Origin of the sequence: Aquabacter cavernae, assembly GCF_003993795.1 — a bacterium.
Lineage (GTDB): Bacteria > Pseudomonadota > Alphaproteobacteria > Rhizobiales > Xanthobacteraceae > Aquabacter > Aquabacter cavernae.
Genome location: NZ_RWKV01000016.1, coordinates 133,725 through 152,502, shown reverse-complemented (window position 1 = coordinate 152,502; position 18,778 = coordinate 133,725). Strand labels below are relative to the sequence as shown.

Here is an 18,778-nt window from a genome sequence, read left to right as displayed (position 1 = left end):
GTGAGCCACCCCGAAAGCCTACGCCTTGAGGCGCGCCCGCCAAGCCCTTTGATGACGTTGCGGCAGTGCGAAGGTAATGGAAGGGGCGATCCTCACGCCCTGTTGATCCGTGCGGGCGGTGCCGGGTCGCTCCGCCTCGCCCGCGTCACGCAAGCCGGCTAATTTACCGCCATGCATCCTCCGGCCCCCTCTCCCGAACCGCTCCGCCGCGCGCCGCGCTGGGCGCGGCCGCTTCTGGTGGTGCTGGCGGCGCTGTTCCTGCTGGAGGCGTGGCTGTGGCGGCGGCTGGGGCCGCTGGTGGACTGGTGCGCCGCCCTCATTCCCTTCGCCCGCCTGAAGGCGGCCATTGCCTGTTGGGCCCGGCGCCTGCCGCCTTATGGCGCGCTTCTGTTGTTCCTCGTTCCCATCCTGCTGGTGGAGCCGCTGAACCTCGTGGCGCTCTGGGGCTTCTCGCACCATCACTGGACGCTGGGCGCGGCGAGCCTGCTGTTCGAGAAGCTGGTGGGCGTCGGCCTCATGGCCTTCGTCTACGGCGCCTGCGAGCCGCAATTGCGGGCCATCAACTGGTTCGCATGGCTGGTGGATGTCTGCCTGAAGGCCAAGGCCTGGGCCGACCGGGAAGTGGCGCCCTTAAAGGCTTATATCGCCGGGGTGCGGGCGCGCATGGCCAATGGCGCGGGCTTCCTCGCCCGGGTCGCCGCCCTGCGGCGGCGCATCTTCTCGCGCGGATAAATTTCAGAGTGTTTTTCCGCGTTTCCTTCACGCGAACCGCCTCACACTTCGCTCGGAAACGCTCTAGGCGCGCGGATGCGCCGCGCGATAGGCGCGCATGAGGGCGGTATCGTCCAGCGCCGTATAGATCTGCGTGGTGGAGAGGGAGGCGTGGCCCAGCAATTCCTGGATCGCCCGCAGGTCGCCGCCGCGCGCCAGCAAATGGGTGGCGAAGGAATGGCGCAGCGCGTGGGGCGTGGCGCTGTCCGGCAGGCCGAGGGCGCCGCGCATGCGCTCCACCGCCAATTGCACGATGCGCGGCGAGAGCGGGCCGCCCTTCGCCCCCCGGAACAGGGGGCCGTCCGCCTGAAGCCCATAGGGGGAGAGGCGCACATAATCCACGATGGCCTGGGAGACGGGGGCGATGAGCGGCACCATGCGCGTCTTGGCGCCCTTGCCCGTCACCGTGAGGCGCCCCTCCGCGCCGTCGCGCGGCACCTGCCCGGCCGTGAGGCCCAGCGCCTCGGAAATGCGAAGGCCCGCCCCGTAGAGCAAGGCGATGACGGCGGCATCCCGCGCCAGAATCCACGGCGCACGGGCTTCCCCGGCCCGGCTGTCGGGGTCCGATAACGCACGCGCGGCGTCCATGCTCACCGGCTTCGGCAGGCCCTTGGGCACCTTGGGCGCGCGCACGGCAGAGAGCGGCGCCACCTTGCCCAGCCCCTCCCGCTCCAGATGGCGGGCGAAGGAGCGGGCGGCGGCCAGCAGGCGCACGAGGCTGCGCGGGGCCGCCCCCGTGCCGCGCCGCGCGGCGAGCACCGCGCGCATGTCGGCGGGGGTGAGGGTGGCGAGCGCGGCAATATCCGGCCGCCCGCCCAGATGGTCCGTGAGGATGAGGAGAACCTGGGCGAGGTCGCGGGCATAGGCTTCCCGCGTCTTGGGCGAAAGGCGCCGCTCATGGGCAAGGCGGTTCAGCCAGCCCTCCGCCGCCGCGCCCACATCGACGGCACAGGCCGAGAGGAGGGCGCCCGATGCGCGCCACGCCTTGTCCTCGTCCGTCATGGCCATGGGCGCCTCCCGTGTCTTCCATCAATGGCGCGCAAACATGAAGCGGGGCCTAACGGCGATTTTTCGGCAGGCCCCTTGCGAACGGAGTGTATCTTACGATATATCTCACGTCATGCTATCGAAAGATATATCGAACAATAAGGACATTCCCATGTTTGGATGCAGACCCCAATGGTCCCCCGAGCGCTTCGGCGCGGGCCGGTTCGGCGAGGGCGGCGGTCATGGTGGCGGTTTCGGGCGTGGTGGCCGTGGGCGCGGCGGTGGCGGCGGCGACATGTTCCGCCTCGGCCGCATGCTCGCCCAGGGCGACCTCAAGCTCCTGGCGCTCTCGCTCATCGCCGAGCAGCCGCGCCACGGCTACGAGATCATCAAGCTGATCGAGGAGAAGACCGGCGGCTGGTATTCGCCGAGCCCCGGCGTCGTCTATCCCACCCTGACCTATCTGGAAGAGGCGGGCTATGTGACCGCCGAGGCGGATGGCGCCAAGAAGCGCTACGCCATCACTCCGGAAGGCGAGGCGCACCTGGAGGAGAACCGGGCGCTGGCCGACACGCTCATTGGCCGCCTCTCGGAGATCGGCCTGAAGATGAGCAAGTTCCGGCGCTGGATGGGCGCGGGCGAGGAGGGCCAGGAAGCCCGCCCCGCCAATGACCTGCCCCGCCTCGTGGCCGCCGCCATGGAAGACCTGCGCGATGCCGTGAAGGCCCGTCTTGAGACGGACCGGGGCGGAGACTTTCGCGTGGTGGAAATCCTCGCCCGCGCGGCGCGCGAGATCCGGGGCGACAACCAGGGTCAGTGAGCCCTGTCCCGCCCGGCGCCGCCGGGCAGGGGCATGGGCTGGGTCGGCGATCCCCCGGCGCGGCGAAGCCGCCCCGACATGAAAAAGGCCCGCGAGCCATGCTCGCGGGCCTTTTCTCATTGGTGCGTCTGACGGCGCCTGCCCACTGGACCGGGCGCTGCGGGGATCAGCCGCCCTTCTGCTGGTCGGAGGCCTGCTTCACCGGCGGCTCCGCCTCGGCGGCATCCAGGCCGCTCTCCAGCTTCTTGGTGATCTTGGCCAGATCCTCGGGCTCGGGCTTCAGGTCGCGGGCATGGGCCCATTGGAAGGTGGCTTCCAGCTTGCGGCCCACCTTCCAGTAGGCATCGCCCAGATGGTCGTTGATGACCGGGTCCTGGGGCTTCAGCTCCACGGCGCGCTCCAGCTCGCCGGCGGCCTCCTCGTAGCGGCCGAGGCGGTAATAGGCCCAGCCCAGGCTGTCCACGATGTAGCCGTCATCGGGGCGCAGCGCGACCGCCTTGCGGATCATGTCCAGGCCCTGCTCCAGGTTCACGCCCTGGTCCACCCAGCTATAGCCGAGATAGTTGAGGACATGCGGCTGGTCGGGGAACAGCTCCAGCGCCTTCTTCAGGTCCGCTTCCGCCTGCGTCCAGTTCTTGCTGCGCTCGTTGCAGATGCCGCGGAAATAGAACAGCGTCCAGGTGTTGCGCTGGGGCGTGGGAATGAGGGCGATGGCCTGGTCATAGGTCTTCACGCATTCCGCGAACTGCTTCCGGCTGCGCTCGATGCCCCCCAGGGCCACCAGCGCCTCCAGGTCCTTCGGGTCCTGCTTGATCAGCGCCTGCAGGTGCTTGCGGGCCTCTTCAGCCTTGTCGATGGCGTCCAGATTGACCGCCATCTGCACTTCGGCATTGCGCTTCAGGGGCGAGTCCCCCGGCACCTTCTCATAGACCTGGATGGCCTGCTGCGGCTGCTTGAGCTGCTCGTAGAGGTCCGCCAGGGTCAGGCTCGCCAGGGGATGCTCCGGATAGAGCCACAAGGCGAGCTGGAGATAGACGAGGGCGAGATCCTCGCCCCCCTGGCGCGCCAGGGCCGCGCCGAGGCCGTACAGCACCTCGGCCGAGCCTTCCTGCGGGGTCTTGATGAGCAGCGGCAGGGTCTTGCCCGCCTTCAGCTCCGCGATGTCAGCCTGGATGAGCGGATGGCGGGGCAGCAGCTTCTCGAAATTCTGGTAGATCTCCAGCGCCGCCGGGATGCCGGTATTGCGCGAGGTCCACCGCCCGAAGGCGTCCACCGCCCGCACGGAGGAGGGGTCGAACTTCACGGCCGCTTCCAGCCGCTTGCCCGCATCCTTCTTGAGGCCGGCCGCGTCCAGGATCAGGCCCGCATTCAAATCCTTGAAGGCGGCGTACCAGTCCGGACCCTGCAGGCGGTCCACCATCTCCACGCCCGCCTTGGCATTGCCCGAGCCCATCATGGTCCAGGCCGCCAGCAGGGTGGCAGTGAGATCGCCGATGGGGCCGCGCACCGAGAGCGACAGATTGGTGCGGGCGCGCTGATATTCGTTCTTCTTGATGGCGCGGGCGGCAAGCACCAGCCGCGCGATGCGGTGCGAACGGTCCAGCTTCACCAGCCGTTCCGCGAGGGGGATGGAATCCTCCACGTCCCCGTCCACCAGCATGGCGAAGAAGGCGCGTTCCAGCACTTCCTCGTTGCGCGGGTCCATCTTCAGCAGTGCGCGCAGATAGGCGACGGCGGCGTCGGAATCGCGCTCCGTGCTGGCGATCCGGGCGGACAGGTAGCTTCCCGCGATGGTGGGGTCCACGATCGGTGGATAATCCGCGCGGGCGAAGGACGGCACCGCCACGGTGACGGCGGCGCTGAAGGCAGCCGCGAGGGCCAGGGGCGAGCGAGAGAGAAAGATCTTCACCGTGCGGAAATCCTGAAGCTCAGCGACAAGGGGCCGGTCCGGAAGCAGCGCCCGCGCGCCCTCTGGGCCGCCGATTCGCCATCGGCTGTGAACGTTGCAATGCGATCCTTGACCGGACAAGCCGCCGCGCCGGGAGGATCCCCCGCATGACGGCCCGCGCACCGGCGCCGAATGGCAGCAGAAAGGCCATACATGGCGGGAGGATGGCCGGTTTCCTCCCGCGCCGCAAGCATTCCGGGGACATCACGCCGCACCGCACCTTGTCGCGTTCGGCGCGGAGCGGCATAAGGTGCGGCCATGCAGCAACTTGCGACCCCGCAGGCACTTGCGGCCCGCGCGCCGGCCAAGGTGAATCTGACGCTGCGCGTGCTCGGGCGGCGCGAGGACGGGTTTCACGATCTCGCGAGCCTCGTGGCCTTCGCGGGCGTCGGGGATCGCCTGGGCCTCACGCCCGACGTGCCGCTCGCTCTCACCGTCACCGGCCCCCGCGCCGAGGCCGCCGGCCCCGATGACGACAATCTCGTGCTGAAGGCCGCCCGTGCGCTGGCGGCGCGCGTTCCCGGGCTGCGGCTGGGCGCGTTCCGGCTGGAAAAGCGCCTGCCCGTGGCGGCGGGGCTGGGTGGAGGATCCTCCGACGCGGCGGCGGCCCTGCGCCTGCTGGCGCGGCTGAACGGCCTGGCGCCGGACCATCCGGCGCTGCTGGACGCGGCGCGGGTGACCGGCTCGGACGTTCCGGTGTGCCTCGACCCGCGCGCGCGCCTCATGGGCGGGACGGGCGATCACCTGTCTCCCCCGCTCGATCTGCCGCCCGTGTTCGCCGTGCTGGTGAATTGCGGGGCGAGCGTTCCCACGCCGCCGGTCTTCAAGGGGCTGGGCCTTGCGCCGGGTGCTTCGCTGGCGGGGCCTGCCCATCCCGATCCCTGGCCGAGGGTGGAGGGAGACGCGCTCCTCTCCCTCATCGCCGGGCTGCCCAATGATCTGGAGCCCCCGGCCATGGCGCTGGCGCCGGACATCGCCGCCGCGAAGGCCCTGCTCGCGGCGCGGCCGGAAGCGCTGCTGGTGCGCATGTCCGGCTCGGGGGCGACGGTGTTCGCGCTGGTGGCGGATTGCCGCGCGGCGGCCCGCTTGTCCCGCCATGTCTCAACCGCGCGCCCCGGCTGGTGGGTCCGCTCAACGGTGCTGCGATGACGATTCTTGCCTATGTGGTGGCCGCCATCGCGGAAATCGCCGGATGCTTCGCCTTCTGGCATGTGGTGCGCTCGGGCGGCTCACCACTCTGGCTGTTGCCGGGGGTGGCGAGCCTCGTCCTGTTCGCCTGGGCGCTGACACTCGTGGAAGCGAGCGTCGCCGGGCGCGCCTTCGCGGCCTATGGCGGCGTCTATATCATCGCGTCGCTGGTCTGGATGTGGGCCGCGGAGGGGATGCGACCGGACCGCTGGGACATCACCGGCGGCGTCATCTGCCTCGCCGGGGCGGCCATCATCCTGTTCATGCCGCGCGCGCTGGCGCACTAGCGCCTATCGGCCCACCGGCCGGACCCGCCCTCAATGGGCGCGGGAGATGCAGAAATCCACCGCTTCCGTCAGCGCATCCTTGGCGGCGCCGTTCGGGAACAGGGCCAGGGCATCCTTGGCCATGGCGCCGTAATGGCGGGCACGCTCGATGGTGTCGGCCAGCGCCCGGTGCTTGGTGAGCAGGCCCACCGCAACAGCGAGATTCTCGTCCGTGGCGTCGCCGGTCTCCAGCGCCCGCTTCCAGAAGGCGCGCTCTTCCGCATCGCCGCGCCGGAACGCGAGAACCACGGGAAGGGTGATCTTCCCCTCGCGGAAATCGTCGCCCACATTCTTGCCGAGCTTGGCCTGGCTGCCGCCATAGTCCAGCGCGTCGTCCACCAGCTGGAAGGCGATGCCCAGATTCATGCCGTAGCTGCGGCACGCGCCCTGGTCGCCCTTGGAACGCTGGCCGAGCACCGCGCCCACCTCGCAGGCGGCGGCGAACAATTCCGCCGTCTTGCCCCGGATGACGGCGAGATAATCGTCCTCGGACGTCTCGGTATTCTTGGCGGCCGCGAGCTGCATCACCTCGCCCTCGGCGATGGTGCAGGCGGCCGTGGAGAGAATGTCGAGGCAGGAGAGGGAGCCCACCTCCACCATCATCTTGAACGCCTGGCCCAGCAGGAAGTCGCCCACCAGGACGCTGGCCTCGTTGCCCCAGAGCTTGCGGGCGGCGAGCTTGCCGCGCCGCATGTCGCTCTCATCCACCACGTCGTCATGCAGCAGCGTGGCCGTGTGCATGAACTCAACGGACGCCGCGAGCTTCACATGGCCTTCGCCCTGGTAGCCGCTGAGCGCGGCGCAGGCGAGGGTCAGCATGGGCCGCAGCCGCTTGCCGCCGCCGGAGATGAGATGGTTCGCCACCTCCGGGATCATGGCCACATCGGAGCCGGTGCGCGCGAGAATGGTCGCGTTCACCCGGTCCATGTCCCCCTTCACGAGGCGGACAAGGGCATCCAGGGAAGGTTCGTTCGGCTCGAACGGAAGGACGACGGCCAAGAATGGCTCCCGCTTGTCAATCAGGCGGGCGCACCATAGGGAGGAGAGCGGGTAACGTGCAAGTCGCACCGCGCGAATTGGCGGAGCGGGCGCTGCGAAGTCGCCGGCCTTCCGTCTGCGGCCGCAACGCGGCACACGGCCTGGCTCATTGAAGAATGAGGCGCCCCGGGGCTTCCTGGAGCCGCTGAGGCAAGGGTCCGGTGCAGGGCCCCCGAGGGCGACGTGTCAATCCGCCCCGTCGGGCGAAGATGGCCGGGACGGCCGGGCGCAGAGTGGGGTGCCATGCGGGACATCGTGCGGACCAACGACGTGGTGCTGATCTCGGCGGTGGAAGCCCTGCTGACGGCGGCGGACATCACCTGCCTTCTGGCGGACGCCTATGTGAGCGCCATTGAGGGCTCCATCGGCGTGCTGCCGCGCCGCATTCTGGTGCCGGACGATGAGTGGGATGCCGCCCGCCGCCTGCTGCGGGACGCCGATCTGGGGCATGTGCTGTATGACGGCCCCTGACACCCCCCTGCCGTTCGAGACCACGGACGATGCGCTGCTGGACGGCCGGCTGGTGCTACGCCAGCCGCGCCGCGGGCATCGCTTCGGCCATGACGCGCTGCTGCTGGCGGGCATGGCGGGGGAGGGGGACCGCACGCTCATGGATTTCGGCGCGGGCGTCGGGAGCGCGGGGCTGGTGGCGCTGGCCCTGCACCCGGGCGCGCGGGCGGTGCTGGTGGAGCGCGAGGCCGATCTGGCCGCCCTCGCCGAACAGAATGCGGCCCGCAACGGTTTCGCGGAGCGCTGCGCGGTGGTGTGCGCGGACGTGTGCGACCTCAACCGGGGGCGGGGACCGAACGTCCCGCCGGTGGATCTCGTTCTGGCCAACCCGCCCTTCAATCTCTCCACCGCGCACCGGACCTCGCCCGATGGCGGTCGCGCGCGGGCGCACATGGCCGATGAGGGGTTGTTCGCCCATTGGGTGACCGCCGCCGCCCGCTGCCTCAAGCCCGGCGGGCGGCTGGCGCTGATCCTGCGGCCGAGCGAACTGGCCCTGCTGCTGACCGCGCTGTCGGGCCGCTTCGGCGCCCTGGAGCTTCAACCCGTTCACCCCCGGGCCGACCGCCCGGCCGTGCGCCTCCTGGCCCGCGCCATAAAGGGCCGCCGCACCCCGCCGGTTTTCCTGCCGGGATTGGTGCTGGGAGGTGCGGAAGGCGGGGCGAACGGGCAGGGGCTTCCGGAATGAGGGCGCGAAAGCGCCGCCCCAGGATGACGCCCGGATCGTTGGCCGGGATGTCCAGCAGGAGCGCGGTGCCGTAGGCGTTCACGGAATTCTACCGTACCACCTCTGACATGGACCGGCCGGTTCCGGTCTCAGCGCGAGATGGATGACCGTGTCCACGCCTTCCAGCGCTGACCGCAGCGCCTTTTCGGTGCGGACCGATTCCCGGCGGAACTCGATGCCGGGGCCGTCCAGCCAATCGAGGCCGACCGGCCTGTCGCCGTGGATCTGTGGCGACAGGCTGTCGCGGATGCGACTGCCGCCCCCCCCCCGCTCGCGCATCAACCGGGCGGTTCGGGCGCCGATGAAACCGGCGCCCCTCACTCGCTATTGATAAGCTCAGGCAGCTTCCATCGTACGGGCCGAAGCCTCGTAGAGTGCCTTCTCGGCGACCCACAAATCGGCGTAATCGACATTCTGCCAGTTTTCAAACCACGGGCCGCCATTTGTATAGTGAATGACGATCGGGATCTTCTCGGCCTTGGGATATTCGCCTTCCAGGAAGTTCCAGGTGAGCGAGAGTTCGCCGATATCCTTGTCATCCACCCACTGGAGGCGATGGAGGAAGCCGGGGGTCGCGGTGTTCACCACTTCGGGGGTGAGGGCCTTCACCGCTGGGTGCGCGTTGTTGAACAGGATGAAGGACGACCAGTTCTTCCGAGGATAAGTGGTCTGCGCCTTGCCATCCATCTTAATGGAGTTCGCGGGCACATAGTCGTGCTGCACCACATAGACGGCCTTGGAAGGATCAATGCCCTCCAGAACCTTGTAGATGTCATCCGTATAGAGGAAGTCGCAATCGCAGAACACGGTCCATCCGTCGTGCGCCGCGATATACGGCACGAGGAAGCGCGTCAGCGAGAATTCGGTTGTGGCGCTCTGGTCGAGCGGCCGCGTATAGAGCCCCAGTTCGCGCAAGCTCGGCTGCTTCAGCGGGTAGACTTCGATCTCTTTGCTCGCATGCCGCTTGATCGAGTGCTGGCATACCTGCCAGGCAATGTCCTCGCGGCTGTCATAGCCAACATAAACTTTCAGCTTATCTTGCATCTTACGGCTCCATTGGAGTGGAATTGGTCCAATGTCACTTGGGCCCTATACATTTTAGGGGCTCCCCTATGTATAGGCCATTCTGGTAAATTACTATGGTCGAACGGTGTCCGGAGGGATACTGTAGAGGGATTCCAATAGCTTCGGTCGTGGTACGCATCCTGTTGGAAGGTGTCGGCACGTGTCTCTGGGCTGGAGAGGCTGGGCAACGATATGGTGGTCAAAGCGGGTGGCGGGTGGCGGTGGCCTGCCGGGGGCGCGTCAGGTGGTGCGAAAGGTGGCGGTCCTGCGTCCGTGGAGGGGGCGGAAGGCGCAGCGCCGGTTCTCGTGACCGCCAAGGATTTGATCGCCTTCGTGGAAAGCATCGCCGGAGACGGTGACCGGGACACTACGCTGCGAATCGGGGTGCTTGAAACCCGCCTGTCCGATTTTGCCGAGCAATTGCGGGGGGCCCGCGCGGAACTCGGGGCCGAGCGCGGGCTGGCCCGGACGCTCGAGGAGGCCCTGCGCACCGAGCGGGCGGGCACCGCGCGGCTCGAGGCTGCCCTTGCCGAAAGGGAAACGCAGTGGGCGGCCACCTCGGCGGCGCTGAAGGAGATTCAGCCGGCCCTCGACGAGGCCGCGGTCAATTCCGCTTTGCTGGACGGCAGCTATATCTGGAAGCTCATCCGTCCCGTGGTGCGCCTGGAAGTGCGGGCGCGGGGCCTGATGCGCACCGTGTCCCGCCGCCGCCGTCGCATCGAGGAGGACGCGGCGGAGGTCGCGGCCAGCGGGCTGTTCGACCGATCCTGGTATCTGGAGAACTATCAGGACGTTGCGGATTCGCGCATCGATCCGCTGCGCCATTACCTGCTGCATGGCGCGCCCGAGGGGCGCGATCCCGGCCCGTCCTTCAGTTCATTGGCCTATCTCGAGGCCTATCCGGATGTGGTGGGCGCGGGCCTGAACCCGCTGCTTCACTATGCTCGCTATGGCCGGGCGGAGGGGCGCGCGGTGTTTCCGTCCCGCCTGGCCGGTCCCGCCGCCGCCGCCGTGCCTCCCGCCGCCGCGATGCTCGCCGAGGAGGCGGACCTTGCCACGGTGAAGGCGAGCGCGCTTTTCGATGCCGAGTGGTATCTCGCGCGCAATGCGGATGTGTCCGCCGACGGTGTCGATCCGGCTTTGCATTACCTGTGGTTTGGCGGGCAGGAAGGGCGCGATCCGGGCCCGCGTTTCAGTTCGGGTGTCTATCTCGTCCAGAATCCCGATGTCGCGAAAGGCGGTATCAATCCGCTGCTTCATTATCTGCGGTTCGGCGAAGGGGAAGGCCGTGCCCTGACCACCACGCTGGTAAGCGAGCCGGCCCTTCCCGCCCCCGCTTCGCCATCTGTTCCCCTGACCGTGGCTGCCATTCTCCCGCAACTGTCCTTCGACTGCGGGCCGGGTGAGGTGGCTTTTGGAGGCGGTTCGTCGGTCATTGGTTTCGCCGAACCGCACGCGCATGCCGTGGCGACGCTGATCGGTGCCCTGCGGCTGGCGCGGCATTTGAGCGGGCCGCGGGGGCTCGGGCTGCTCTGGTCGCAGGCGGCCGGCCAGGCGAAGCAGGCCCTCGACGAGGCGGCGGCGGGCGTCGCGGCCGACCGGGCTGAGATTCTGAAATTCTCCTGCGCCGGTGCGCCCGTCTTCGCCGATGCGAGCATCGAGGCGGGGGACACGCTTCGGCTTCGCCTTGACGCCACCGGGGGAGAGGCCCGGGTGGTCGCCGGTCTCCAATATGGGCGGGCCGGATTGGAGGTCATCGGCGCGTGCAGCGTCGTCGAGGGGGCTCCGGCCTTTGCCGACATGGCCATGCGCGACGCATTTCTCCCGCTTCTGCTGGTGGTGACGGACACGCGCGGACGGCTTTCCGATGCCTGTCTCCTGCCGTTTCCCTGCCTTCTGCGCGGTGGCTCGCACCATGGCGAGGCGCTGGCCTGCGCGCCCGGTCATTCCGGGCTGGAGGCGGTGAGGCGCCTCAGCGGGACGCTGCTGGAATCCTGGAGGGAGCACGGTCTTCGCCCGGCGGTGGGAAGCATTGATCTGGATCTTACGGGTGGAACGGGCGCAGAGCGCATTTTCGACCGCGGATTGCGGTTCTGGCTCGGCGATGTGCTCGGTATTGCGATCCGCCCTCTGCTCGGCGAGGACCAGTCGGATGGTGCGCAGTGGCTGGCCGAGGCCGCGTTCCTGACACCGCCCAAGGGCACGCGGGCGCCGGTCGATGCTCCTGTCCTGCGCCTGCCGGTGGATGGCGTCCCGACCCTTCAGGCCCTGTTCCGCGGCCCCGGCCCGGGCGACAGCGCCTTCGCCGCCTTCGTGGCGGTTCGGCCGTCGGACTGCAAACCCTCCTGGATGGTGGCCCCCCCGGCGGCGGACGGGCTGGACAGCCTGCAGCCTTCGGGCCTCGCCCCCTTTCCGCTGTTCGGCGGTGGGCCGGCGCGGCAGGCGATGGCGGGCGAGCGCCCGTGGCCCGCTGCGCTTCGCTTCGTTGATCCGCTTGCCCGCCAGGGCGTGGAATGGGTTGCGCCCTTCGCCCCGGAGGCGCCCATCTCCACATTGGTGGGGGCGGCGGCCGGAGCCCTGAAGCCGGAGCCGCGTGTCTCGGTGGTGCTGTCGTGCGGTGCCGATCCGTTGTATTTCGCCGCCGTGCTGGAGGCGCTCGCGCTCCAGCACGGGCTGCGTGCGATCCAGGTGATCGCATCGGCGACCGCCGAGACCGCTCCCGACATGCTCCCGGCGTTGCGCCGGCATTTTCCGCTGACCGGCCATCTGGTGCTGTCGGGCGCCGAAACCGCCCGGCATGTGCGCTACAATCGGGCCGTGGAACTTGCGGAAGCGGATCTGCTCGCCGTCCTGGGGGAGGGCGTGCTGCTGCACGATGCCCGCACCCTGGCCGCCTTCGCCGCATTGCTCGCCCAGCCGCAGGTGGCCTCCGTAAGCTGTCCGTTGTTGGCCGGCAGCGCCAGGAAGCGGGACGAGCGGGTCCAGATGGTGGATGCAGGACGCTTCGCCCTGCCCCCGGGGCAGACGGACATGCCACCCGCGCCGGCCCCGCTTTCCTCCTTGCTTGCCGCGCTTCCGCCGGCGGCTTGGCCCATGGCGGCGCCATCCGCCGATCTCTTCATGGTTCGGCGTCACGACTGGGTTCGTCGTGGCGGGTTCAAGCCGGGACATGACCTGAATGGTGCGCCGGCGACGGCGTTCTGGCAGAAGTCGGCCCGCGACCACAGCATGAACCTTGTGACCTTTGCCCTTTCGGCGACCCTTCTCTCTGCGGAGGGCGCGGCGCCCCGGCCTCCGGCGCCGGATCGCATCGTCCTCGCGGCTGGCCATGAGGCATCCGTGACGGCTTCCAGGATTGTGGCATGAAGATCCGCGTTATCACGCCGAACGAGGACTATCGGCGCCAGGCCGGCGCGCGCATCCGCTATGGCCGCCTGTCAGAACCGTTGAAGGCGCTGGGGTGCGACATCGATCTCGTCCCCTTGGAGCGCGTCCATACCGGCGCCGTGCCGGATGGCGACGTGTATCTGATCAGCAAATGCTACGACGTGCGGGCCGCCCTGGTGGCGCAATGGGCGCGCAGCGCGGGGCGCCTCGTGGGGGTCGATCTGTTCGACGACTATTTCAGCGAGGTGGAGGACAGTCGCTTTGCCCATCTGCGGGCTTGGTTCCATGCCTGCATCCAGGCGTCCGATTTCGTCCTGTGTTCCACGCCGGCCTTGGAGCAGGTGAGCCGCCGGCTGGTTCCGCAAGTGCCTGCCCATGTCATGAACGATCCGTTCGAGGCGTTCGATGCGCGTGCGCTCGCGGACACGCTGCTGGGCAAGCAGGCAATGGTGGGCGCGACGGGCGTCCTGCAGGTGGCGTGGTTCGGCATGGGTGACAATCCGAACTTCCCCGTCGGCCTTTCGGACCTCGTGGCTTTTTCCGGGGAACTGGACGCCCTGCGCGGGCATGGCCTTGATGTCCGCCTCAAGATCTGCACCAATCGCAGGGCCATGACGGCCGAAGCCCTGACCGCTCTGAAGCGCCTGCCCGTGCCGTTCGAGATGTCCGAATGGAGCGAGGCTGCGGAGAAGGCCCTGCTTGGGGAGAGCTTCGCCGCCTTCCTGCCGGTGAACGGCCAGCCCTTCAGCACCGTCAAGTCCCTGAACCGTGCCGTGACCGCGCTGAGCGCCGGGGTCCAGGTCCTCTCCGCCGGCTATCCGCTCTATGCCTGCTTCGGGCCGCTCATCTATCGCAGCGGTGCCGAGCTGGCGCAGGACGCCAAGCGCGGCGTGGCGCGCCTGAACGGCGAAAGCGTATCCGCCCTCGCGGATGCCCTCGCCCAATATGCCGATCCCGTCCGGGAGACCGAGGGGTTTGCCGCTTTTCTGCGGTGCCTGGAGCCTCTGGCTTGGCAGCGGGCGGGCAAGAGAGTGGTGGGGCAACCCTTCGCGGCCGTGATCCACGGACGGGATAGCGGGGATGTCCCGCACGATTTCGCCCGCACGCTGGGGGCGCTCTCGGTGGGAACGCCCCTCTCTCCCCAGAAGCTCGACTATGACATCCGCCTCAACGCCGGGACGGCGGAGAGCGGGCCGGAGCTTCTGGTCCGCGAGGGTCTCGTGCCGGTCATCGAGGCGGGCCGAGTCCGGTGGGGGCGCCAGGTGACCCTCGGCAAAACCACCTACCAGCGCGTGTCGCTGGGCGCGCCGCTGTCGCGCGAGGGGTTGGATCTGGCTACGCTCAAGCTGCCGAGCACGCTGGGCAGCGGCCATTGCGTGCTCCTGTCCGAAGTGGCGCGCCTCACGCGCGAACTGTTTCCGGACATCCCCCTCATTCTCTCCGAGGAGTTGAGACAGCCCTGGCGCATTCCCGCCGGCTTTCCCGGATCGTCATGGATGCCTCATTGATGCCTGCGCCCGCCGCCGTCTTCCTGGTGAATCTCCTGCAGGACGTGAATGTCCTGCGCCCGCTGGTTTTCCTCGCCCGCGACCTCGGGCTCACCCCGCGGATCCTGCAGGCGCGCCCCTTCGAGACGCGCGATCGGGCGGGCACCTGGCGTGCCGAGCTGGAGGAGATTGCGGCGGCCACGGGCGCGCGGCTCGACACGTTCGGGGATGCGGCGGAGGCGTTCGGCCTGCTCCAGGGCGGCGGCGGCATCCTGTTCGCGGGAAGCGAATCCAACCTGTCGGCCCATCAATTCATCCATGACGCCATGCGCGTGGCGCCCTCGTCCTATGTGAAGGCGACGCTCCAGCATGGCTATGAATGCGTCGGCTTTCTGCAGTCCCGCGCCCATGATCAGGCGCACGGGTGCGAGATCGCGTTCGCCGCCGACGTGGTCTGCGGCTGGTGCGCGCCGGAGCGGCTGACGGCGCTGGCACCGTCCCAGCGGAACAAGCTGCTGGTGACCGGCCCGTCCGCTTTGCTGCAGCGGCCGGTCTCCCTGCGCAAGAGCCGCCGGGGCATCGTGTGCGAGAATCTCCATTCCGTGCGCTTCAGCGCCTCGGGCGACTTCAAGGGCGACTTCGTCTCTGTCTTCAATGCGTTCTGCGAGACCCTGGAGGGGCAGGGCGAAGAGGTGATCCTGCGCCCTCATCCGGGCGGGCAATATGTGCTGAAGAACAATGTCGCCCTGCCGGACAACGTGATCATCAACAACAACCCCATCTACAAGGTGGACCTCTCCCGCTACGCCTACGGCATCTCCGCGCCGTCGTCCGTGATCATCGACATGGTGCTCTCGGGCATTCCAACCGCCGTCTGGCACGATCCGGCGGGCGGCATGGATGCGAGCAATTACGAGGGGCTTGCCCATGTGAGCGGCATCGCGGATTGGGTGGCGTTCGCCCGCGCCGCGCAGGCCGATCCCGCCCCCTTCCTGGAGCGGCAGGCGGCGTTTCTCGCCCGCCAGCAATTGATGGCGGACCCGCAGGCATCCTATCGCCGCTTCGCAGGGCTGATGCTGGGCGCCGCCCGGCGGGCGGATCCCGCCTTCGCGCTTCCCGCTCCCCGGCCGGCGCCGGAATCGCGGGTGATGTTCGTGGTGAACGGCCCGCAGTCCAGCGTGCAACCGAGCTTCATGGGACCGCTCTCACGGGAGATATCCGAGGGGCGGATTGCCACGGAGGTCCTGAGCGATGAAGACATGTCCACCGTCGTCGGCGGGCACCTGTCGGCGGTGGATCGCCAGGACTGGGTCGAGGCGCGGCTGAAATCCTTCGCGCCGTCATTGGTCGTCTTCTGTCGCTATAATGGCGCGCACGCGCCCTTCATAACCGAATGGGCTCGGCGCAGCGGTGTGGCGACGCTTTTCCATATCGACGACGATCTGCTGGATGAGCCCGCCGAGATTGGCGAGCCCAAGGCCGCGATCCACAATGTCCCTCCGCGTCGGTCTGCCGTGACCCATCTGCTGGACGCGGTGGATCTGGTCTATTGCTCCACCGCGCCCCTGCGGCGGCATTTCGAGGAGATGGGCTTCAAGGCGCCCATGATGAGCGGCGACATCCATGCGGCGGCATCCGTCCTGTCCCCGGCGCAGGAGCGGCCGGTGCGCACGGTGGGCTATACGGGCTTCGACCATTCCGATGATCTCAGTCTCGTTGTTCCAGCAGTGGCGGAGTATCTGCGCCGGCACGATCAGGTGACGTTCGAACTGTTCGGCACCATGCCCAAGCCGGCGGAACTGGAGCCGTTCGGCGATCGCATCGTCATGGTGCCTCCGGTGCGGGACCATGATGCGTTCCTGGAAGCGCTGGCCGAGCGCAAATGGGATATCGGCCTCTGCCCGCTGGCGCCGCTGCCGTTCAATCGGAAGACGGCCAATACCAAATGGGTGGAATATACCGCCGCCGGCGCCGCGGTCGTGGCCAGTGCGGGGGCGGCCTATGACGCATGCTGCGCGGACGGGGCCGGCATCCTGGCGGGGACGCCGGAGGAATGGCTTGCCGCCCTGGAGGCGCTGACGACCGATCCCGCTGCCCGCGCTGCCCAGGTCCGCCGGGCGCAGGACCGTCTCGCCGCAGACTATGCGCCGAAAGCGCTGACGAAACAGGTGCTTTCCGCATTCGATCAGGCGCTGGAGGCAAGCTGCGTGCGGACCGCGGGCCCGGAAGTGCGCGCAAAAAAGGAGCCGCGGCTCACCCGCCGGGTCATGTTCATCAGCCCGAGCTTTCTGCCGACGCTCCAGATTTTCTTCGTGAAGCCTCTGGCCGATGTGGTTGCTGCGGGCGAGCTTCACTATGCCTTGCTGGCCGAAGACCATCTCAAGCAGAACAAGCTCACGCCCCCGCAGGCATTGGATTATTTTATCAATGGACTGACGGATTTCGAGCCGGATCTGATCGTGTTCTGCCGTTATGGCGGCCCACATGTGGACGCGATGATCGATTGGGCGCGCATTCACAATATTCCAATCTTATTCCATATCGACGATGACCTTTTGAATGTCCCGCTGGAGTTTGGTGCGCAGAAGCATGCTTACCATAATGGCCCCCGCCGCTTGGCGACGTTGCGCACCTTGTTGAACAAGGCGGATCTCGTCTATTGCTCGACTGAAAATCTGAAGTCGCGCATGGTCGAACTGGGGGCGAAGGCGCCGATCATCTCCGGAGCGATCTGCGGCTCGGGGACCATCATTGCTCCAGCTGAACTTCGGCCGGTGACCCGTGTCGGTTACATGGGGTTCGACCATGCCCATGATCTGGAAATGGTGCTGCCACCTTTTGTCCAGGTTCTGCGCCGACATCCGCATCTGACCTTCGAGTTGTTCGGCTCCATTCCGAAGCCTGCCGAACTTGAGGAGTTCGGTGATCGCATCGTCATAGTGCCTCCGGTGCGCAATTATGCCGAGTTCCTCGACGCCTTTGCTGCGCGCAAGTGGGACATTGGCATTTGCCCCCTCGTGAGGACGACGTTCAACCTTGTGAAGGCCAATACGAAATGGGTTGAATATACGTCCGTCGGCGCAGCGGTGGTGGCGAGCCGGGGGACGGTCTACGATGAGTGTTGCGCGGACGGCTGTGGTCTCCTGGCCGAGACGCCGGACGAATGGTTTGCTGCGCTGGACAGCCTCGCCGGCGACCCCGCCGCCCGTTTCGCGCAGGTTCAGCGCGCGCAGAACAAGGTGGTGAATGCGTATTCGCCTGACATGCTTCGTCAGCAGGTGTTGGACATCTTCGCGGAGACGCAGCGGCGTTATGTGGGCTGAGCGCTGCCGTCGGATCCAAGGTCGGGACTGGACCTAAAAGGGGTGCTGGGATACTTGCCGCATGCGCGGCACTTTTGTAGCGGCCCCCTCCGCCTCGCCCACGAACACAAGCCTCACCCGGCCGCCAGCACCTTCGCCTCGATGGCCTCGGCGCGCTGGAAGGCCGGGCGGGCCATGCAGCGTTCCGCGTAGGCGGCGAGGATCGGGCGGTCCTGGATCACCTTCAGCAGGTGGATGCCGTACCAGATGTCGCTGCCGATCATCACGTCCACGGCGGTGAAGCGCTCGCCCAGCGCCCAGGGGCCGGTCGAGACCAGGTCCTCGATCACGCCCATCACCCGGTCGAACGATCCCCAGCCGGCGGCGCGGGCGGGGATTTCCACCTTGGCGAGCTTCTCCACGAAGGCCGCTTCCACGCAGGCGGCGTCGAAGAACATCCAGTGCAGATAGCGCCCGCGCGCCGGGTCGCCGATGGGTGGGGCAAGGCCAGCGTCCGGGGCGAGGTCCGCCACATAGGCGCAGATGGCGCCGCTCTCGGCGAGCTTCGCCGCGCCGTCTTCCAGAGCGGGCACCTTCATCATGGGATTGATGGCGCGGTAGTGCGCGCTCTTCAGCTCTTCCCCGTTGATATCCATGCGCTGGAGTTCATAGGGAAGGCCCGCCTCTTCCAGCATCCAGAGGGTGCGGAAGGCGCGGGTGTGCGGGGCCCAATAGAGTTTCATGGGGTGTCTCCGTCCGATGGGGGCAGGCGTTTCGACATATAGACGCGCCGGAACCCCGCCTCGTCGGCCCGATGGGTCTCGGCATAGCCGAGGCGGGCATAGAGGGCGATGTTCTCGGCCATGGCGGCGTTGGTGTAGAGGCGGATGGCGGCATGGCCCGCCGCCCGCGCCGTCTCTTCCGCGAAGGCCAGCAGTACGCGGCCAAGTCCTTGCCCTTGGGCACGCGGGGCCACCGCCACATTGTCCAGCAGCAGGCCATCCGCCTCGGGCAGCAGCACGAGAACGCCGTCCACCTGTCCGGCGCGTTCGGCCACATGGACCTGCCCGGCGGCGATCAGGGCGGCATAGTCGTCGCCCATGGGCCCCGGCGGGCGGCCGATGCGGGGGATGTAGGGGGCATAGGCCGCCCGCACCAAAGCTTCCACCGCCGCAAGGTCCGCGGGGGTGGCAAGGCGCAGGGCGGGCGCGTCCATGCCTCGCGC

At 68.1% G+C, this 18,778-nt stretch carries 15 protein-coding genes; 9 read left to right on the top strand and 6 right to left on the bottom strand.

Annotated features, from left to right (window positions below):
* Window positions 1-171: 171 nt before the first annotated feature.
* A complete protein-coding gene (locus EJJ38_RS16400) occupies window positions 172-732 on the top strand; it encodes a hypothetical protein (RefSeq protein ID WP_127091228.1) in 561 nt (186 codons plus the stop codon).
* Between the two features lie 63 nt (window positions 733-795).
* Here the strand turns inward: EJJ38_RS16400 and EJJ38_RS16395 are convergent, their stop codons facing one another.
* Complete coding sequence (locus EJJ38_RS16395; RefSeq protein WP_127091227.1) at window positions 796-1,779, bottom strand: tyrosine recombinase XerC; 984 nt, start codon at window positions 1,777-1,779, stop codon at window positions 796-798.
* 151 nt (window positions 1,780-1,930) lie between these two features.
* Between EJJ38_RS16395 and EJJ38_RS16390 the strand changes: the two genes are divergently transcribed.
* Window positions 1,931-2,578: a PadR family transcriptional regulator gene (locus tag EJJ38_RS16390; protein ID WP_127091226.1), complete on the top strand. Its 648-nt coding sequence runs from the start codon at window positions 1,931-1,933 to the stop codon at window positions 2,576-2,578.
* A 166-nt stretch (window positions 2,579-2,744) separates the two neighbouring features.
* Here EJJ38_RS16390 and EJJ38_RS16385 read toward each other — a convergent pair whose 3' ends face one another.
* Complete coding sequence (locus tag EJJ38_RS16385) at window positions 2,745-4,487, bottom strand: tetratricopeptide repeat protein (RefSeq protein WP_127091225.1); 1,743 nt, start codon at window positions 4,485-4,487, stop codon at window positions 2,745-2,747.
* Window positions 4,488-4,784: 297 nt separating this feature from the next.
* Here EJJ38_RS16385 and EJJ38_RS16380 point away from each other — a divergent pair, with 297 nt between their 5' ends.
* Both EJJ38_RS16380 and EJJ38_RS16375 read left to right on the top strand, forming a co-directional pair.
* Window positions 4,785-5,675 (top strand): 4-(cytidine 5'-diphospho)-2-C-methyl-D-erythritol kinase, encoded by an 891-nt coding sequence (locus EJJ38_RS16380; RefSeq protein WP_127091224.1) that lies wholly within the window; start codon window positions 4,785-4,787, stop codon window positions 5,673-5,675.
* Complete coding sequence (locus EJJ38_RS16375) at window positions 5,672-6,001, top strand: YnfA family protein (RefSeq protein WP_127091223.1); 330 nt, start codon at window positions 5,672-5,674, stop codon at window positions 5,999-6,001. Before EJJ38_RS16380 ends, EJJ38_RS16375 begins: the two co-directional genes overlap by 4 nt.
* A gap of 30 nt (window positions 6,002-6,031) precedes the next feature.
* Here the strand turns inward: EJJ38_RS16375 and EJJ38_RS16370 are convergent, their stop codons facing one another.
* Window positions 6,032-7,039 carry a polyprenyl synthetase family protein gene (locus EJJ38_RS16370; RefSeq protein ID WP_127091222.1) on the bottom strand — a complete coding sequence of 336 codons (1,008 nt, stop codon included), beginning with the start codon at window positions 7,037-7,039 and terminating at the stop codon, window positions 6,032-6,034.
* 282 nt (window positions 7,040-7,321) lie between these two features.
* Here EJJ38_RS16370 and EJJ38_RS16365 point away from each other — a divergent pair, with 282 nt between their 5' ends.
* Window positions 7,322-7,549: a putative signal transducing protein gene (locus tag EJJ38_RS16365; protein ID WP_127091221.1), complete on the top strand. Its 228-nt coding sequence runs from the start codon at window positions 7,322-7,324 to the stop codon at window positions 7,547-7,549.
* Window positions 7,536-8,273 (top strand): tRNA1(Val) (adenine(37)-N6)-methyltransferase, encoded by a 738-nt coding sequence (locus EJJ38_RS16360; protein WP_127091220.1) that lies wholly within the window; start codon window positions 7,536-7,538, stop codon window positions 8,271-8,273. The genes EJJ38_RS16365 and EJJ38_RS16360 overlap by 14 nt, the downstream gene beginning before the upstream one ends.
* A 375-nt stretch (window positions 8,274-8,648) precedes the next feature.
* Here EJJ38_RS16360 and EJJ38_RS16355 read toward each other — a convergent pair whose 3' ends face one another.
* On the bottom strand, window positions 8,649-9,356 hold the full coding sequence (locus EJJ38_RS16355) for a glycosyltransferase (RefSeq protein WP_127091219.1): 708 nt from the start codon (window positions 9,354-9,356) through the stop codon (window positions 8,649-8,651).
* A gap of 327 nt (window positions 9,357-9,683) precedes the next feature.
* On the opposite strand from EJJ38_RS16355, the gene EJJ38_RS16350 reads away from it, so the two are divergent.
* From EJJ38_RS16350 to EJJ38_RS16340, 3 genes are read left to right on the top strand one after another with little or no spacing between them, the layout of a single operon-like run.
* Entirely contained in the window at window positions 9,684-12,743 is a 3,060-nt protein-coding gene (locus EJJ38_RS16350) for a YML083C domain-containing protein (protein ID WP_127091218.1), read from the top strand.
* Entirely contained in the window at window positions 12,740-14,272 is a 1,533-nt protein-coding gene (locus EJJ38_RS16345; protein WP_127091217.1) for a hypothetical protein, read from the top strand. Before EJJ38_RS16350 ends, EJJ38_RS16345 begins: the two co-directional genes overlap by 4 nt.
* The gene (locus EJJ38_RS16340; RefSeq protein WP_164738547.1) at window positions 14,272-17,574 is read left to right on the top strand and encodes a glycosyltransferase family protein; all 3,303 of its coding nucleotides are present in this window, start codon (window positions 14,272-14,274) and stop codon (window positions 17,572-17,574) included. Before EJJ38_RS16345 ends, EJJ38_RS16340 begins: the two co-directional genes overlap by 1 nt.
* Window positions 17,575-17,687: 113 nt before the next feature.
* On the opposite strand, the gene EJJ38_RS16335 is transcribed toward EJJ38_RS16340, so the two are convergent.
* Both EJJ38_RS16335 and EJJ38_RS16330 read right to left on the bottom strand, forming a co-directional pair.
* The gene (locus EJJ38_RS16335) at window positions 17,688-18,296 is read right to left on the bottom strand and encodes a glutathione S-transferase family protein (RefSeq protein WP_127091215.1); all 609 of its coding nucleotides are present in this window, start codon (window positions 18,294-18,296) and stop codon (window positions 17,688-17,690) included.
* Entirely contained in the window at window positions 18,293-18,769 is a 477-nt protein-coding gene (locus EJJ38_RS16330) for a GNAT family N-acetyltransferase (protein ID WP_127091214.1), read from the bottom strand. The genes EJJ38_RS16335 and EJJ38_RS16330 overlap by 4 nt, the downstream gene beginning before the upstream one ends.
* Between the last annotated feature and the right edge of the window lie 9 nt (window positions 18,770-18,778).

Bases quoted from the DNA above. Each gene is read 5' to 3' on its own strand.
- EJJ38_RS16400 (WP_127091228.1), top strand. From the start codon at position 172: ATGCATCCTCCGGCCCCCTCTCCCGAACCGCTCCGCCGCGCGCCGCGC.
- EJJ38_RS16395 (WP_127091227.1), bottom strand. From the start codon at position 1,779: ATGGCCATGACGGACGAGGACAAGGCGTGGCGCGCATCGGGCGCCCTC.
- EJJ38_RS16390 (WP_127091226.1), top strand. From the start codon at position 1,931: ATGTTTGGATGCAGACCCCAATGGTCCCCCGAGCGCTTCGGCGCGGGC.
- EJJ38_RS16380 (WP_127091224.1), top strand. From the start codon at position 4,785: ATGCAGCAACTTGCGACCCCGCAGGCACTTGCGGCCCGCGCGCCGGCC.
- EJJ38_RS16375 (WP_127091223.1), top strand. From the start codon at position 5,672: ATGACGATTCTTGCCTATGTGGTGGCCGCCATCGCGGAAATCGCCGGA.
- EJJ38_RS16365 (WP_127091221.1), top strand. From the start codon at position 7,322: ATGCGGGACATCGTGCGGACCAACGACGTGGTGCTGATCTCGGCGGTG.
- EJJ38_RS16360 (WP_127091220.1), top strand. From the start codon at position 7,536: ATGACGGCCCCTGACACCCCCCTGCCGTTCGAGACCACGGACGATGCG.
- EJJ38_RS16355 (WP_127091219.1), bottom strand. From the start codon at position 9,356: ATGCAAGATAAGCTGAAAGTTTATGTTGGCTATGACAGCCGCGAGGAC.
- EJJ38_RS16345 (WP_127091217.1), top strand. From the start codon at position 12,740: ATGAAGATCCGCGTTATCACGCCGAACGAGGACTATCGGCGCCAGGCC.
- EJJ38_RS16340 (WP_164738547.1), top strand. From the start codon at position 14,272: ATGCCTGCGCCCGCCGCCGTCTTCCTGGTGAATCTCCTGCAGGACGTG.
- EJJ38_RS16335 (WP_127091215.1), bottom strand. From the start codon at position 18,296: ATGAAACTCTATTGGGCCCCGCACACCCGCGCCTTCCGCACCCTCTGG.
- EJJ38_RS16330 (WP_127091214.1), bottom strand. From the start codon at position 18,769: ATGGACGCGCCCGCCCTGCGCCTTGCCACCCCCGCGGACCTTGCGGCG.